Raw genomic sequence first — 14,896 nt, forward strand, 5'->3', positions numbered from 1 at the left:
TGGTTCTGGACGATTGCTGTCAGGCGGGGACTGCGACGGGTGCGTGGATTCGGAACTGATTCTCCAACCGGCCGATCCCGTCGATTTCCGTAGTGAGGACGTCGCCGTCCTTAAGGAAGCGAGGCGGGGTCATTCCCATGCCCACTCCCCCGGGTGTTCCGGTAAGGACGAGGTCGCCGGGACGCAGAGCGGTGAATTGCGAGATGTAGGACAGCAGCTGTGCCGGGCCGAATACCAGGGTGCTGGTGTTTCCCTGCTGCACAAGCTCGCCGTTGACGTATCCGCGGACGTTGAAGTGTTGGTCCGCCTCGTCCGCGGTGACCATGACCGGGCCCACGGGGGTTGTGCCGTCCCAGGCCTTGCCCTGGAACCACTGCAGGGTCCGGTTCTGCCAGTCGCGCATGGAGACGTCGTTGGCCACCGTGTACCCGGCAATGGCCGCACGGGCCTGGTCTTCGTCTGCATGGAACAGTTCAGAACCTACGACGACGGCCAGCTCGGCTTCCCAGTCGACACGGCCGCTGCCGTGGACTTCTACGGCGTCTTCAGCCCCCACCAAGGTGTCCGCATACTTGGCGAACAGTGTGGGGTATTCGGGAAGTTCGCGGCCCATTTCCTGGATGTGGTCCCCATAGTTCAAGCCGCAGCAGATGACTTTGCCGGCCCGGGGAAGGAGCGGGGCGAGGTCAGCGTCGGCGGCCGCAACTATGGTCTGCTCCTTCGACGCTGCAGCCTCTTCAACAGCGTTCCGCCAGTCCGGCCGAGCCAGGAGCGCGCCGACGTCATCGGCGGGCAGGGTGAGGTAAGAGTCGGCGCCCGTGGCGAGTGCCGCCGTCGTTCCTCCGTTGGCCGTGCGCAGGGTGGCGAGTTTCATTGCGGGTTCCCTTCGAGATTTTATGATGTGTCGACTTTTTTACGATCGTCACATATGCTCAACGTAGCACGGCAGAAATGATCTGCACAGAGGCTTTCCAAAAGTTTTTGCAGTTGCCACAACGAGGAGGAACAGCATGAGCCACACAACGATCAACCCGGAATCGCTGCCCAAACCATCGGGTTTTGCGCACGGCATCCTGGCCGGCAACACCGTCTTCCTGGGCGGGCAGACGGCTTTGGACAAGAACATGAAGATCGTTCCCGGCGGCATCGTGGAACAGTTCACGCAGGCGTTCTCCAACGTGATCACCACCCTGCGCGAGGCCGGCGGACAGCCCGAAGACCTTGTCAACGTGACCATCTACCTCACGGACGTTGACGACTACATGGCCAACGGCCGCGAAATCGGACGCATCTGGCGCGAAATGGCGGGATCGCACTACCCCGCCATGGCAGGCATCGGTGTCACGCGCCTGTGGCAGAAGGAAGCACTGATCGAAATTCAGGGCATCGCGGTGATCCCGGAACGCTAAACCTCTGGAGTTTTTGTACAGATACCGCCCCTAAAACCGCTTCTAGAGGTCATTAGCTGTACAAAAACTCCCGTCGATGGCGCAGGATTGAGCCATGGGAACCGTCACCGAATATCTTGCGGGCGTCAGCGAGGGCAACCGCCCAATTCTGGAGCGAATTGTGGCGATCGCCCGCGAGTTGGCCCCCGACGCCGAAGAAGGCGTCAGCTACGGGATGCCCGCTTTGCTGGTTGATGGCAAGGGCTTTGTGAGCGTGCTCGAAACCAAGAAGCACCTTGCCCTGTACCCGTTTAGTGGGCAGATCCTGCCGGAAATGTCCGAAGAGCTGGGGGGCTACTCATGGTCGCCGGGGACGCTGCGGTTCTCGGCGGACAACCCCGTGCCGGACTCGATGGTCCGCCGGATCCTTGAGACCCGATTGGCTGCGATCCGGAAGTAGTCAGTGCTCGAACCGGCTAGTGCTTCGCGGAGACGTCTTGGGAGATTGCCTGCGCGGTGGCCACCACTTCCTGGCGCACGCCCTCCAGATACTTCTCCGGGTCCGGCTGGGCAGCAACGGCCTGGGCCTGCAGGGACACGTTGATCGCAGCCACGTTGTCGCCGTTGTTGTGGTTCCACACCGGTGCTGCGATGGACATCAGCCCAAGTTCCAGCTCCTGGTCCAGGAGGCACCACCCCTGCCTGCGGACATGTTCGACGGCGGCCCTCAAGTCGGAGGCGCTGGCGACGGTCCGCGGGGTGAGCGGGGTGAGTTCCGCCGTCGAGAGGTAAGCCTCCAACCTAGCCTGCGGCAATCCGGCGAGCAGCACGCGACCCATGGACGTGGCGTACGCCGGGAAGCGGGTGCCAACCGTGATGCCGACGTTCATGATCCTGCGGGTGGCAACGCGGGCCACGTAGAAAATATCCGGTCCGTCCAGCACCGCGGCAGAGGTGGACTCCCCCAGCTTTAGGCTCAGTTGTTCCAAGTGCGGCTGGGCAAGCTGCGGAATAGACAGCGCTGACAGATACGAGTATCCGAGCTGCAGCACCTTGGCCGTGAGCGCGAACGTCTTGCCATCGGTGCGGACATAGCCCAGCTCAACCAAGGTGTGCAGGAACCTCCGGGCCGTGGCACGGGTCAGATCGGTGCGGGCCGCGACTTCGCTGAGTGTCATCACGGGGTTGTTCGCGTCGAACGCCCGGATCACGGCAAGTCCCCGGGCCAGCGACTGCACATACTGATCGCTTGCCTGGGGGGTAATTGCGGAGTCGGTCATGGTTACCAATCCTAAATCGCGTTGCGAGGCCTACTCTGCAGGACTCACGCCCCGAAAACCCTGCAGAGCGGGCCTCACAACGCGGGGGCCGGAACTTGCGAGGCCTACTCTGCCTCCCTTAGGCCGGCTTCTTCAGGGGCAGCGGTACGAGCTCCTGGATTTCCTCGAAGGTGCAGCCGAAGGTTTCGCGGACGGTGACGCCGTCGGGGCCTGTGAGGAACACGGCTTTGTCCGTGTACACGCGGGTGACGCAGCCGACGCCGGTGATCGGGTAGGTGCAGTGTTCCACGAGCTTGGACACGCCTTCGCGGGTCAGCAAGGTCATCATCACGAAGACGTCCTTGGCACCGGTTGCGAGGTCCATCGCACCGCCCACGGCCGGGATGGCGTCCGGGGCGCCGGTGTGCCAGTTGGCGAGGTCGCCGGTGGCGGAGACCTGGAAAGCGCCGAGCACGCAGATGTCCAAGTGCCCGCCGCGCATGATCGCGAACGAGTCGGCGTGGTGGAAGTACGAGGCCCCGGGCAGTTCGGTGACGGGAATCTTGCCGGCGTTGATCAAGTCGCCGTCGATCTCGTCGCCCTCAGCTGCCGGGCCCATGCCGAGCATCCCGTTCTCCGTGTGGAGGGTGATGTTTTGTTCCTCGGTGAGGTAGTTGGACACGAGCGTGGGCTGGCCGATGCCCAGGTTCACGAACGAGCCCGGGGCGATGTCGCGGGCCACCAACTGGGCGAGCTCGTCGCGGCCCAGCGGCTTCTCCGAGGTCTGGATGCTTGTTTGGGTGCTCATGCTCAGACCACCTTCTCTGTGCTGGTGCCGACTCCGCCGCCGGCAGAATCGACGCGGACCACACTGTTGACGTAAATCCCCGGCGTCACTACGTTTTCCGGATCCAGGGAACCGGTAGGCACGATCTCCGAGACCTGCACGATGGTGTGCTTGGCAGCGGCGGCCATGATGGGGCCGAAGTTCCGGGCCGTCTTGCGGTAAACGAGGTTGCCCTTGCCATCGGACTTGAGTGCCTTGATGAGGGCGACGTCGGCATGGATCGGCGTCTCAAACACCTGCCACTTTCCATCCAACAACCGGGTTTCCTTGCCCTCAGCCAACGTGGTGCCGTAACCGGTGGGCGTGAAGAACCCACCGATACCGGCACCGGCAGCACGGATGCGCTCGGCCAGGTTGCCCTGCGGGACCAGTTCCAGCTCGATCTCACCGGAGTGAAACTTGGCGTCGAAATGCCAGGAATCGGACTGCCGCGGGAACGAGCAGATCATCTTGCGGACTCGGCCCTCCTTGATCAGCAACGCGAGGCCCTGATCGCCCTGGCCGGCGTTGTTGTTCACCACGGTCAGGTCCTTCGCGCCGCAGTCCATCAGCGCGTCGATCAGTTCGAACGGCTGCCCGGCGTTACCGAACCCGCCGATCATCACGGTGGAACCGTCCTTGATGCCGGCGACAGCCTCGCCAACAGTGTCAATGAAATTCAGCATCGCCCTAGACTCCTTCTGAAACTCCGGCAGAAACGTTTTCCAGCACCACGGCCAGGCCCTGGCCCACGCCGATGCAGATCGCCGCAACTCCCCAGCGCTGCCCGGAAGCCTGCAAAGAGCGGGCGAGCGTACCCAGGATGCGGGTACCGGAGGCACCGAGTGGGTGGCCCATCGCGATGGCGCCACCGTGCTGGTTCACGATTGAGGGGTCGATCCCCCATGCATCAACGCACGCCAGCGATTGCGCGGCGAACGCTTCGTTAAGTTCGACGGCGCCCACCTGGTCCCAGCCGATGCCCGCCTTCGCGAGGGCCTTGTTCGCGGCTTCCACCGGGGCGAAACCGAAGAACTGGGGATCGTTGCCGTGGGCACCACGCCCGGCGATGCGCGCCAACGGGTCCAAGCCAAGAATGGAAGACGCAGCTTCGGATCCGATCCACGCCGCCGAAGCACCATCAGACAAAGGCGAGGCATTCCCGGCGGTGACCGTGCCGCCGTCGGGCCCGTCAGACTCAGCCCGGAACACCGTCTTCAACCCGGCAAGCTTCTCCGCCGAAGAACCGGCACGGATGCCTTCGTCCCGCACAAGATCAGTGCCCGGAACCTGCGACACCAAAGAATCGTAGAAGCCTTCGTTCCACGCGGCGTCGGCCAGGTTGTGCGAATCAGCCGCAAAAGCATCCTGCCGCTCCCGGGTGATTCCGTACTTTTCACGGAGTCGCTCGGTGGCTTCGCCCAGGGAGATGGTCCAGTCCTTGCTCATGGCCGGGTTCACCAGGCGCCAACCGAGCGTGGTTGAAGCGAGCGTCATGTCGCCGGCCGGGTAGGGCTTGGAGGTCTTCGGCAGCACCCACGGCGCACGGCTCATGGATTCCGCGCCGCCCACCAGCATGAGTTCGGCGTCGCCCGCGTTGATCTGGCGCGAGGCGATGATCGCCGCGTCCAACGAGGATCCACACAGCCGGTTCACGCTGGTGCCCGGAATGGAGACCGGCAGGCCAGCCAACAGGGTGGCCATGCGGGCCACGTTGCGGTTTTCCTCGCCGGCACCGTTGGCGTTGCCGAACACCACTTCGTCGATTCGCTCAACATCAAGCCCCGGGGCACGCTTAACGGACTCGCGGACCACATGGGCGGCAAGGTCGTCGGGACGGACAGCGGCAAGACCGGAGCCGAACTTGCCGAAGGGCGTGCGCACGGCGTCGTACACGAAAGCCTGGTTCATGGGATTTCCTTCGGGGTGGGGACTAGTTGGGGGTGGAGGCCGCGTCGATCTCGGCGAAGACCTTCTGGGCCGTCTTGAACGCGGAATTGGCCGACGGCACACTGCAATAGATGGCGGTCTGCAGCAGGATTTCCTTGATTTCGTCCCTGCTCAGGCCGTTATTGAGGGCAGCCCGGACGTGCATGGCCAGCTCCTCCCAGTGACCGTGCGCCACCAGTGCCGTGAGGGTAACGGCGGATCGCATTTGCCGGCTCAAGCCGGGCCGCGTCCAGATGCCACCCCAGGCGATCCTGGTGATCATGTCCTGGTAGTCCTCGGTAAAGGAATCTTTGTTGGTGTTCGCCCGGTCCACGTGCGCGTCGCCGAGCACTTCGCGGCGAACCACCATGCCGGCGTCGTAAATGTCCTGTGCGGTGGCATCGGGCTGCACGGCGCCGTTGCGTTCAGCATCGCCGGAAACAGTACTCATCGTCCGTTCTCCTTCATGAAAGTGCGCATCAAGCCGGCCACAGCGGCCGGCGCTTCTGCGGGCGCCAGGTGAGCGACGCCGTCGAGCGTTTCCACCACTGCCGTTCCGCCGCCGGTCCGGATCCCGTCCGCAACAGACTCGGCCATCGACGGCGGCGCCACGGAATCCTCGACGCCGGCAATCACCTGCGTGGGAACGGTGATGCTGCCCAGTTGCTCGCGGACATCGAATGCGGCGAGGGCTTCGCAGCAGAACGAGTAGCCAAAGCGATCGGCGTCGCGGAGGGCGTGCAGCAGGCGGCTGCTGATGTCCGGCTGGCGGTCCATGAAGCCCGGCCCGAACCAGCGTTCAGCGGAGCCTTGGATCATCACCGGGGTGCCCAGCCTGCGGACGGTTTCCGCACGCTCCAACCAGCCCTCGGGAGTGCCGAGCTTAGCGCCGCTGCACTGGACGGACAGGCTGCGGAGTCGGTTGCCGTGTTTGATGCCAAGCTGCAGGCCGGTGGCCCCGCCCAGCGAAACACCGGCGTAGTGGAACCCCACGCCGGGGGCAACAGAGTCAACAAGATCGACGACGGCGTCAGCCAGTTCCGCAACATCGAAACCTTCCGTGGTGGTCGGCGAGATCCCGTGGCCCGGGAGGTCCCAACCGATGACGTCGTACTCGTCACCCAGGAGGGCAGCCGTTTCCGTCCAGAGAATGGTGGACGTGCCCAGTGACGGGCCCACTACCAAGAGCGGTTTGGATCCCAGTTCACGCTGCGGGGACAGCAGCACGGCCTTGATGGTTGGCTTAGCCACGAGTGGCTCCTTTCGAGGTTCCTGCGTAATCCGGGTAGGCGGCAAGGACCCGGCGGCTGATCTCCGCTGCCTCGCCGAGGTAACTTGCGGGGTCCAGGAGAGCTTCGAGTTCGGCGTCCGAGAGCTTGTCCGCAGGCACGGTTTCGCGCAGCAGCTTGGTGTACATCCGGGACTGCTCGGCGGCGGGCGCCTTCAGGGTCTCGTCGACGACGGCCTGCAGCTTCTGTTTTCCGTCCTCGCCCAGGAGAGGCGCCACGGCGGCCGACACACCTTCGCTGAGCAGCAGTGGTCCCGAGAGCTCGAGGTTCCGGCGCATGGCGTCCGGGAAGACCCGGAGGCCTTCGGTGAGTTCGCGAAGGTGTCCGGCTGCGCCCAAGGCCAACGCGAGCAGCTGGCGCAGAGCCGGCCATTCACTGTGCCAGGCGCCATCGGGCCGCTCGTCGTTGAAGGTAGCCGCCGCGAGGTGCAGTTGCGCGGCAAGACCAGGAGCCTGCAACGCTGCGCTGCGGATCAGGACTGACAGCACGGGGTTCTGCTTCTGCGGCATGGCCGAGGAAACACCCCGCCCGGCAGCCAGGGGTTCGCCAAGTTCGGCGACTTCCGGCCGGCTCAGGAAGAGCAGGTCGGCAGCGATCTTGCCGAAGGAATCGATGACGGCAGCGAGGCCGTCGCCCAGGGCTGTGATGGCCAGCCGGTTGGTGTGCCAAGGGGCCGGGACTGCGGCCAGCCCAAGGCGTGCAGCCAACCCATCCGCGAGCGTAAATGGTGTGGAGGAAGTACCCGTAGTCAGCTTGGTCCCGGAGGCCAACGTCCCGCCGGCCCCGCCGAACTGAACCGGAAATTCCAGGGATTCAAAGCGGGCAGCGGCAGCGGCCACGCCCTGGAACCACTGCGCAGCCTTGAGCCCGAACGTATACGGAAGCGCGTGTTGCGTCAGGCTCCTGCCCACGCACAGCGTGTCCGCATGCTGCTCCGCCAAGGTGGCGAGCGCCGTCGTCGTGCCCTTGACGTCAGCCAGCAACGCTGAAATGGTGCGGCTGGCCAGCAGCATGAGAGCGGAGTCGAGAACGTCCTGGCTGGTCAGGGAGGTGTGGACGGCCTTGCCGGCACCGATTCCGGAGTCCAATTCCCGGACGCGGGCGCGCAAGTCTCCTAGCAAGGGAATGACCGGGTTGCCGCCACCCTGGGCGCGTTCGGCAATTGAGGCAGCGTCGTAATGCTCGATCGAGGCGGCTTCGGCCACCACAGCGGCGGATCCGCCGGGGACCAGCCCCGCCTCCTCGAGGACGGAAGCCCAAGAGGCTTCGACGTCGAGGATTGCCGCCATCACGGCACGGTCGCCCGTCAGCGCCGCCACAGCGGGCGACGCCGAAACGGGGCTCAGGAGGCCGAAGTCGCCGTCGGTCATCGGGTTGCCTGATCCTCGGAAGCCAGATCCAGCGATCCGTCCTGCTGGAAATCCAGGAACACGGTCTCGTCGCCGCCCTGCAGGCGGATGTCCCAGGTGAGGCCACCGTCGGGATCGCGGCGTGCGATCAGGGTCTTGCGGCGTTCGGGATCCAGGGAGCTCAGCAGGGGATCGTTGGCCAGTGCTTCCTCGTTTTCCGGCAGGTACACGCGGGTGAAGAGGCGGTTCATGAGGCCGCGGGCAAACACAGCCACGGAGATGAACGCAGCAGCACCCGGTGCCGTGGGACCGGGGTTGACTGTGGTGAACGTGTACACGCCTGAGTTGCCCACAGAGCCGCGGCCCCAGCCGGTGAAGGTGTAGCCGTCGCGGACCAGGGAGCCGGTGCGCTGGACGATCTTGCCCTCGGAGTCCGGCTGCCAGATTTCCAGGATGGCGTCCGGAATGGCATTGCCCGCGCCGTCGTAGACCGTGCCTTGGAGGCGGATGCTGCCGGGGCTGCCCGGCGCCAGGAGTTCGTTGTCCTTATTGAAGGGGAGGGCGTAGCCGTAGAAAGGGCCAACGGTCTGACCCGGTGTGGGTGCCAGCTTGCTCATGCGCTTTACTCCTCGTCCCCGGCGTCGCCGTATGCTTCGTTTTCGGTCCAGGTCCGCTTGGAACCGGTCAGGATGATGTCCCATTTGTAGCCGAGGGCCCATTCCGGACTGGTCAGCTCGTGGTCGTACTGTGCCACCAGGCGGTCGCGGGCATCCTGGTCCACGATCGACTGGTAGATGGGGTCCAGCGGGAAGAGCTGGTCGCCCGGGAAGTACATCTGGGTGACGATCCGCTGGGTGAACTCCGAGCCGAACATGGAGAAGTGGATGTGGGCCGGACGCCAGGCGTTCAGGTGGTTCTTCCACGGGTACGCGCCGGGCTTGATGGTGGTGAAGCTGTACGAGCCGTCGTCGCCGGTGATGCAACGCCCGACGCCGGTGAAGTTCGGGTCCAGCGGTGCGGGGTGCTGGTCGCGCTTGTGGATGTAGCGGCCGGAGGCATTGGCCTGCCAGATCTCCACGAGCTGTCCCGCTACAGGACGCCCATCGCCATCAAGGACGCGGCCAGCGACGATGATGCGCTCACCCTGCGGTTCGCCGTTGTGCTGGATGGTCAGGTCCGATTCCAGCGCGTGCACATCCTGGTGACCGAAGGCGGGCGAGTAGAGCTCGATTGTCTCCGGGTCCGCGTGGTGCAGGCTCTTGGTGGGGTGGCGGAGGATACTGCTGCGGTAAGGGGCGTAGTCCAGGCGCGGCATGGTTTCCGGGCCTTTGCCATTCTTCAGGGCCTCGGCGTAGCGGTCCCCGATGCCCTTGATCTCAGCACTGAGATCGGCCTGGGTTTCCACTTTCTTGGAATCGTGCGCAGCGTGTGGCTCAGCGGCGGGCACGAGCTCCTCGGATTCGAGCGCTGGTGCTGTCTGTTCTTGCAGCACGGCCGGCTCCTTTCGGTTGATGGATTCTCTTTGGTTTCGGGTCTAAGCCCGGTGGAGCGAGTCGTATTGGACGGCGTGGCGCACCGGGGCGTTGGGCGCCCCGTAGCCGTCGTAGTTGCCGCGGCGCTCCACCATTTCGAAGAACACACTGCCCACGGTGGCCGTGTAGAAGTGGAGGAACTCGCCGTTGGCGTCCCGGTCATAGAGGAGGTTGAGCTCCTTGAGGGTGGCCAGGAATCCGGGTTCAAGATCGAACCGGGCGTCCAGGTCCTCGTAATAGTTGGCCGGAATCTGGAGGAACTCGAGGCCACGATCGCGGGCGGACCGGGCCGTAGCCACGAGGTCTTCCACGGCGAACGCGATGTGTTCCTGGTACGTTTTGCGGGCTTTTTCTTGTGCCTGCTGGGCCGGAGCCAGGTTGAGCACCAGCCTGACGGCGCCGTTGCTGGTCTGCATCACCTGCGAGCGCACCAGTCCGCTGGGGCTGGGGACCTCCGCGAAGGGTTGCGGTTCCAAGGCGAGGGCGCTGGTGTAGAAGAGGACGGCTTCGTCGAAGTGCTGCCACGGCTGGGCGAGGTTGACGTGGTCAATGACGGCGTTCTGTGCGCTGGAGGCGTGTTCCAGACCCTCGCCGAACTCGTGCGTCCACGCCGCCGTCCCGTCCGGGCTGCCCTGGCACAGGAAGATCTCGGTGGAGTCAGGGGCAGAAATGCCTTGGAAGACTTCCTCGTCGGCCTGGACCTTGCGGGCCACCACGGGCGCCTTGAGCTGCTGGGCGCGAGCGGAGGCAATCACTGGAGAGTCGACGTCGAACCCCAACGCGGCGATAGCCGGTTCGGTGTGCGAGGCCGCTTGCTCGTTGATGATGACGCGCGCCTGGCCCATGGTCCAGAGCTGGACATCCTTGGTGCGGTGGCGGCCTTCGAACCCGAAGCCGAGCTGGCCCAGGAGCTTCTCAAGCTGAGCGGTGTCGTCAGCCTTGACCTCGGCAAAGTTGAAGCCGGCGGGTTCGCTCACCTTGGGCAGCGTGGCCAGTTCCATGGGATAACGACGGCGGGACGCGGCTTTGTCTTCCGGTGCATCTGCCACGGAGGTGCTTGCGAGCCACTTGGCGCTCTGTTCCTCCAGCCAGATGAGGGAGCGCATGGCATCCACGGCGGTGCGCTCGGTGTCCGACTGGCGGAAGACATCATTGAAGACCTCGAGGGAGACCGGGCCCGTGTATCCGGCACGGACAACGTGGCCCATGAACTTGGCAAGCTCGAACTGGCCCTCACCCGGGAAAACCCGGTAATGGCGGCTCCAGGACAGCACGTCCATGGAGAGCTTGGGGGCGTCGGCAACCTGAACGAAGAAGATTTTCTCCGCGTTGATCTGCTCGATCGGCGCGGTGTCCCAGTCACGGGAAAGAATGTGGAAGGAGTCAAGGCAGGTGCCGAGGTTGGGGTGGTCCACCATCTCAACCAGGCGGTAGGCGTGCTCGTAGTCGTTGACGTATTTGCCCCACGCCAGGGCTTCGTAGGCAACCTTGACGCCGTGCGCCCCGGCCAACTCTGCCAATTCCGCGAGCTGCTCGGCTCTGAGATCGTCGTCGTCAATGGTTGCCGTGGCCACGTTGGAGCAGACCAGGATGGTGTCCATGCCCAAACGTGACATGAGCTTGAACTTGGCCTCGGCCCGCTTGAGGTTGGCCTTCAGCAGGTCCGGAGTGACGCCGTCGAAATCCCGGAACGGCTGGTAGAGATCCAGGCCCAAGCCGAGGTCGGCGGCCATTGTCCGGACCTCTTCCGGGCTGTGGGGGGACGTGACGAGGTCCTGTTCGAAGATCTCGATGCCATCGAAGCCCGCAATCGCGCAGGCCTGCATCTTCTCCTTCAGCGTGCCGGACAGGCAAACCGTGGCGATTCCGGTGCGCATCAGTTGGCCGCCTTTGCCAAGAGTGCCTCTTCTTCGGCGGCGATCAGCTCCAGGAAGTGCGCCCGCATGCGATCGCGGTCCGCCTCGCGTCCAGTGATGAGCTGGAAGGCGTCGGCTGCCTGACCGACTGCCATGCGACCGCCGTCGAGGACGTCGCATCCCTTGGCCCGCGCCTCGCGGACCAGTTGCGTTTCGATGGGGCGGTAGACGATGTCCGCCACCCAATGCCGCGGCTCCACCAGGCCCATGTCCAAGGGGAGCCCGGGGTGGGCCGCCATGCCGATGGGAGTGCAGTGCACCAAGCCGTCAGCGAGGGGCATGATCTCGGGCAGCTCGTTGATGCTCCGCGGCGTAACGGTGGCTTCAGGGAAAAGCCCCCCGAGCTCGGCGGCACGTTCCGCGGCGCGGGCGGGATCCATGTCCACCAGGTCCAGGGTGCCGACGCCGGCTTTGAGGAGTGCGTAGGCGACGGCGGAACCGGCACCGCCTGCACCTAACTGAACTACGCGGTCTAGTCGCGCCTCGGGGAGGCCGTCCGCGAGCGCCGAGCCGAAGCCGGAGAAGTCAGTGTTGTGGCCAATCAGCCGGCCGTCCTGAATCAGGACGGTATTGACGGCACCCAGGCGCGCGGCGTCGTCGGAAATTTCATCAAGGTGCCCCAGCACCAACTGCTTGCACGGGTGCGTGATGTTCAGTCCGTTGAAGCCCATGCGCTGCGCCGCCGTCAGGAGATCCCCGACGGCGGTGGCCGGCAACTGCAGTTCCAGCAAGTCGATGGGGCGGTACAGCAAGCGAAGGCCCTGCACATCGGCTTCGCGTTCGTGCATGGGCGGCGTGAGTGAGGGCATGACGCCTTCGCCTACGAGGCCCACCAGAACGGACTCGGCTCGGTTGCTCATCCTAAAGCTCCTTTGACTTCAGCACCGCCGAGCTTTTGGCGCTTTCTGGGGCGCTTCCAGCCGGGGTGTTATTTAGATTACTACAAGTGTTCATATTCCGCACGCTTGTTCTTATCGCGAACATTTCCACAGTGCGCACCCAACCAAGTAGCAGTTAAGCGCGCTTAGAGCCGTCTAAACGCGCACTATTGCGACCTGGTTGGGTGAGGGTCACCGCTGGGGCAGGCGGGCCGCGAGTTCAGCCGCGGCCTCCTGCAGGGTAGGGACGTGGGCAATCAATTCCTCCATGCTCATGCGGAACACCGGGACGGCCGTGGCGAGGGAGGCGAACGCATGGCCCTGTGAGTTGAGAACCGGAACAGCGACGGCGCGCATGCCAATCTCGTTTTCTTCATCCATCACCGCGTAACCCTGGCGTCGCACCTGCTCGATCTCCTCGCGGAACTTGTCGCGGTCGGTAATGGTGTGCTCGGTGAGCGGATCCAGGGGGAGCTCCTCCAGCAGCCTCTTCCGCTCGATCTCATCCTCAAACGCCACGATCGCCTTACCCACGGAGGTAGTGTGCAAGGCGCCCAGGTGACCGGGGTCGCTGGTGACCCGAAAGGTCTTGGGTCCGTCCACCTTGTTTACAGTGAGGTGATGATTGCCGTCGCGCACGGACAAGATGGTGGCCTCATGCGTAATTTCAGTGACACGCTGAAGGACGGGCAGCGCCGTTGCCGCGAAGCCGTGGTGATTGGAAACGCGCTGGCCGAGCTGGAAGACGCGTAGTCCCAAGTGGTACCGACGCCCATCGGGCTCGTAGTCAACAAATCCATCGCGGGTCAGTGAACCCAGCAGTCTGTACGTGGTGCTGAACGGGAGATTCGCACTCCTTGCCAGATCCGCCGCACTCGCCCCGCGCGGTTCATTTCCCAATAGAACCAACAGGCTCAAGGCCTTGCCGACCATGTCGGTCTTTGTGTCCTCTTTCACACTCATGTTTTGATGCTCTCACATAGTGAGAGCTATTTCTAGATGGTGGTGACATCTCTTGACAAGTGACCCCACTCACAGCCACTATTGCTGTATTGCACAAGTAGCTCTCACCATGTGGTTACTAATGCAGGGATCGACCGGCCGCACCATGCTTGGGTCTCCCCACAGAAGCCAGATCCGCGACATCGTCGTCACAGAAGGAACACCCCATGAGCCAAACAATGCCGTCAGCGACGCCAGGCACTGAAACCACTTCCGGAACCCCCAAGAAAGCCGCGCTTGCCAGCTTCCTGGGCAGCGCCGTCGAGTATTACGACTTCTTCATCTTCGGCTCTGCCGCGGCCCTGATCTTCCCCCACGTCTTCTTTCCCTCCGCCGACGCGAACGCGGCCATCATGTCCTTCGCAACTTTCGGCTTCGCCTACGTTGCCCGCCCCGTGGGTGCGGTGATTCTGGGTCACTTCGGTGACCGCATTGGCAGGCAGAAGGTCCTGATGTTCACGCTGGTCCTCATGGGGGCAGCCACATTTGTTATCGGCTGCCTCCCCGACTTCAAGACCATTGGCTGGTGGGCTCCGGCCCTGCTGGTCCTCGCCCGGCTCTGCCAGGGCCTCTCCGCTGCAGGCGAGCAGGCCGGCGCTTCCTCCATGACCCTTGAGCACGCCCCGGACAACCGCCGCTCCTTCTTCACCTCCTGGACCCTCACCGGTACACAGGGTGGCCAAATCCTTGCAGCCCTCGTCTTCATCCCCGTGGTGGCCCTGCCGGATGACATCAAGTACGGCATCGGTTGGCGCATCCCGTTCTGGCTCAGCGCTGTGGTAGTACTGGTGGCCTTCTTCATCCGCCGCACCCTGCACGAACCGCCCGCATTCGCCGAAGCCAAGAAGAACAACCAGATCTCCAAGCTCCCCGTTGCCGACCTCCTCAGGCTGCACTGGCGCGATGTTCTCCGCGTGGTCTGCTGCGCCTTCATCGCCGCCGTCAGCACTGTCTTTGGTACGCTCGCCATCAAATACGCCCAGGACGTTGCCGGCGTCAACAGCACCATCACGCTCTGGCTGGTGGTCGCGGCAAACGTTGTTGCCCTGGGAACCCAGCCACTGTTCGGCATGCTCTCGGACAAGATCGGCCGCAAACCCGTATTCATCTACGGAGCTTTGTCCAGCGCCATCATGACGCCGGTGTTCCTGCTGACCCTGGAGGGCGGCAACGTGCCGCTGATGTTCCTGGTCTCCGTTGTCTACTTCTCCTTCGGATACGCCGCAGCCAACGCCGTTTGGCCATCCTTCTACGGTGAAATGTTCAGCACCAAGGTCCGCTTCTCCGGCTTGGCCATCGGTACGCAGCTCGGCTTCCTGATGGCAGGCTTCGCTCCCGCAATCGTCACCGCCCTGGGTGGCACCAAACCCGGCGGTTGGGTCCAGATCTCCATCTTTACCGCGGTCATCTGCGTCATCGCAGCTGTCTCGGCCATGACAGCCCGCGAATCAGCCAAGACGCCCACTGCGGAACTCGGCGTCCACAAGCGACACCAGCACGTCTAACCCCGACGCTCCTGCCCGGTTAC

16 protein-coding genes are annotated in these 14,896 nt (G+C 64.1%); 3 read left to right on the top strand and 13 right to left on the bottom strand.

Annotation, left to right across the window (positions count from 1 at the left end; genetic code table 11):
• Positions 1–19 precede the first annotated feature (19 nt).
• A complete protein-coding gene (locus tag LDN70_RS20265; protein ID WP_223941238.1) occupies positions 20–874 on the bottom strand; it encodes a fumarylacetoacetate hydrolase family protein in 855 nt (284 codons plus the stop codon).
• Positions 875–1,010: 136 nt separating this feature from the next.
• On the opposite strand from LDN70_RS20265, the gene LDN70_RS20270 reads away from it, so the two are divergent.
• Together LDN70_RS20270 and LDN70_RS20275 are read left to right on the top strand one after the other, a co-directional pair.
• Positions 1,011–1,409 carry a RidA family protein gene (locus tag LDN70_RS20270; protein ID WP_223941239.1) on the top strand — a complete coding sequence of 133 codons (399 nt, stop codon included), beginning with the start codon at positions 1,011–1,013 and terminating at the stop codon, positions 1,407–1,409.
• 94 nt (positions 1,410–1,503) lie between these two features.
• Complete coding sequence (locus LDN70_RS20275) at positions 1,504–1,848, top strand: iron chaperone (protein ID WP_223941240.1); 345 nt, start codon at positions 1,504–1,506, stop codon at positions 1,846–1,848.
• A 16-nt stretch (positions 1,849–1,864) separates the two neighbouring features.
• Here LDN70_RS20275 and LDN70_RS20280 read toward each other — a convergent pair whose 3' ends face one another.
• From LDN70_RS20280 to LDN70_RS20335, 12 genes are all read right to left on the bottom strand, one after another.
• Positions 1,865–2,668: an IclR family transcriptional regulator domain-containing protein gene (locus LDN70_RS20280; protein ID WP_223941241.1), complete on the bottom strand. Its 804-nt coding sequence runs from the start codon at positions 2,666–2,668 to the stop codon at positions 1,865–1,867.
• A 118-nt stretch (positions 2,669–2,786) separates the two neighbouring features.
• The gene (locus tag LDN70_RS20285) at positions 2,787–3,455 is read right to left on the bottom strand and encodes a 3-oxoacid CoA-transferase subunit B (RefSeq protein WP_223941242.1); all 669 of its coding nucleotides are present in this window, start codon (positions 3,453–3,455) and stop codon (positions 2,787–2,789) included.
• A 2-nt stretch (positions 3,456–3,457) separates the two neighbouring features.
• Positions 3,458–4,159: a 3-oxoacid CoA-transferase subunit A gene (locus tag LDN70_RS20290; protein ID WP_223941243.1), complete on the bottom strand. Its 702-nt coding sequence runs from the start codon at positions 4,157–4,159 to the stop codon at positions 3,458–3,460.
• Between the two features lie 4 nt (positions 4,160–4,163).
• A complete protein-coding gene (locus LDN70_RS20295; protein WP_223941244.1) occupies positions 4,164–5,384 on the bottom strand; it encodes a thiolase family protein in 1,221 nt (406 codons plus the stop codon).
• 22 nt (positions 5,385–5,406) lie between these two features.
• Entirely contained in the window at positions 5,407–5,853 is a 447-nt protein-coding gene (pcaC, locus tag LDN70_RS20300; RefSeq protein WP_223941245.1) for a 4-carboxymuconolactone decarboxylase, read from the bottom strand.
• Positions 5,850–6,653 carry an alpha/beta fold hydrolase gene (locus tag LDN70_RS20305; RefSeq protein ID WP_223941246.1) on the bottom strand — a complete coding sequence of 268 codons (804 nt, stop codon included), beginning with the start codon at positions 6,651–6,653 and terminating at the stop codon, positions 5,850–5,852. Before LDN70_RS20305 ends, pcaC begins: the two co-directional genes overlap by 4 nt.
• The gene (locus LDN70_RS20310; RefSeq protein WP_223941247.1) at positions 6,646–8,061 is read right to left on the bottom strand and encodes a lyase family protein; all 1,416 of its coding nucleotides are present in this window, start codon (positions 8,059–8,061) and stop codon (positions 6,646–6,648) included. Before LDN70_RS20310 ends, LDN70_RS20305 begins: the two co-directional genes overlap by 8 nt.
• Entirely contained in the window at positions 8,058–8,657 is a 600-nt protein-coding gene (gene pcaG, locus LDN70_RS20315) for a protocatechuate 3,4-dioxygenase subunit alpha (protein WP_142937427.1), read from the bottom strand. The genes LDN70_RS20310 and pcaG overlap by 4 nt, the downstream gene beginning before the upstream one ends.
• A 5-nt stretch (positions 8,658–8,662) precedes the next feature.
• Positions 8,663–9,532 (bottom strand): protocatechuate 3,4-dioxygenase subunit beta, encoded by an 870-nt coding sequence (gene pcaH, locus LDN70_RS20320; RefSeq protein WP_502773753.1) that lies wholly within the window; start codon positions 9,530–9,532, stop codon positions 8,663–8,665.
• Between the two features lie 42 nt (positions 9,533–9,574).
• Positions 9,575–11,449 (bottom strand): bifunctional sugar phosphate isomerase/epimerase/4-hydroxyphenylpyruvate dioxygenase family protein, encoded by a 1,875-nt coding sequence (locus LDN70_RS20325; RefSeq protein WP_142937425.1) that lies wholly within the window; start codon positions 11,447–11,449, stop codon positions 9,575–9,577.
• Positions 11,449–12,348: a shikimate dehydrogenase gene (locus tag LDN70_RS20330; RefSeq protein ID WP_142937424.1), complete on the bottom strand. Its 900-nt coding sequence runs from the start codon at positions 12,346–12,348 to the stop codon at positions 11,449–11,451. Before LDN70_RS20330 ends, LDN70_RS20325 begins: the two co-directional genes overlap by 1 nt.
• Positions 12,349–12,558: 210 nt before the next feature.
• Positions 12,559–13,329, bottom strand: a complete 771-nt coding sequence (locus LDN70_RS20335; protein WP_142937423.1) for an IclR family transcriptional regulator — start codon at positions 13,327–13,329, stop codon at positions 12,559–12,561.
• 206 nt (positions 13,330–13,535) lie between these two features.
• Between LDN70_RS20335 and LDN70_RS20340 the strand changes: the two genes are divergently transcribed.
• Complete coding sequence (locus LDN70_RS20340; protein WP_166841913.1) at positions 13,536–14,873, top strand: MFS transporter; 1,338 nt, start codon at positions 13,536–13,538, stop codon at positions 14,871–14,873.
• The last annotated feature ends 23 nt before the right edge of the window (positions 14,874–14,896 follow it).

The sequence above is a fragment of the Arthrobacter sp. StoSoilB22 genome (assembly GCF_019977315.1).
Classification (GTDB): Bacteria; Actinomycetota; Actinomycetes; order Actinomycetales; family Micrococcaceae; genus Arthrobacter.

Coding starts and splice junctions, on each gene's coding strand:
- LDN70_RS20270 (WP_223941239.1), top strand. CDS start 1,011: ATGAGCCACACAACGATCAACCCGGAATCGCTGCCCAAACCATCGGGT.
- LDN70_RS20325 (WP_142937425.1), bottom strand. CDS start 11,449: ATGCGCACCGGAATCGCCACGGTTTGCCTGTCCGGCACGCTGAAGGAG.
- LDN70_RS20275 (WP_223941240.1), top strand. CDS start 1,504: ATGGGAACCGTCACCGAATATCTTGCGGGCGTCAGCGAGGGCAACCGC.
- LDN70_RS20285 (WP_223941242.1), bottom strand. CDS start 3,455: ATGAGCACCCAAACAAGCATCCAGACCTCGGAGAAGCCGCTGGGCCGC.
- LDN70_RS20330 (WP_142937424.1), bottom strand. CDS start 12,348: ATGAGCAACCGAGCCGAGTCCGTTCTGGTGGGCCTCGTAGGCGAAGGC.
- LDN70_RS20335 (WP_142937423.1), bottom strand. CDS start 13,329: ATGAGTGTGAAAGAGGACACAAAGACCGACATGGTCGGCAAGGCCTTG.
- LDN70_RS20265 (WP_223941238.1), bottom strand. CDS start 874: ATGAAACTCGCCACCCTGCGCACGGCCAACGGAGGAACGACGGCGGCA.
- LDN70_RS20340 (WP_166841913.1), top strand. CDS start 13,536: ATGAGCCAAACAATGCCGTCAGCGACGCCAGGCACTGAAACCACTTCC.
- LDN70_RS20310 (WP_223941247.1), bottom strand. CDS start 8,061: ATGACCGACGGCGACTTCGGCCTCCTGAGCCCCGTTTCGGCGTCGCCC.
- pcaG (WP_142937427.1), bottom strand. CDS start 8,657: ATGAGCAAGCTGGCACCCACACCGGGTCAGACCGTTGGCCCTTTCTAC.
- LDN70_RS20290 (WP_223941243.1), bottom strand. CDS start 4,159: ATGCTGAATTTCATTGACACTGTTGGCGAGGCTGTCGCCGGCATCAAG.
- LDN70_RS20280 (WP_223941241.1), bottom strand. CDS start 2,668: ATGACCGACTCCGCAATTACCCCCCAGGCAAGCGATCAGTATGTGCAG.
- LDN70_RS20295 (WP_223941244.1), bottom strand. CDS start 5,384: ATGAACCAGGCTTTCGTGTACGACGCCGTGCGCACGCCCTTCGGCAAG.
- pcaC (WP_223941245.1), bottom strand. CDS start 5,853: ATGAGTACTGTTTCCGGCGATGCTGAACGCAACGGCGCCGTGCAGCCC.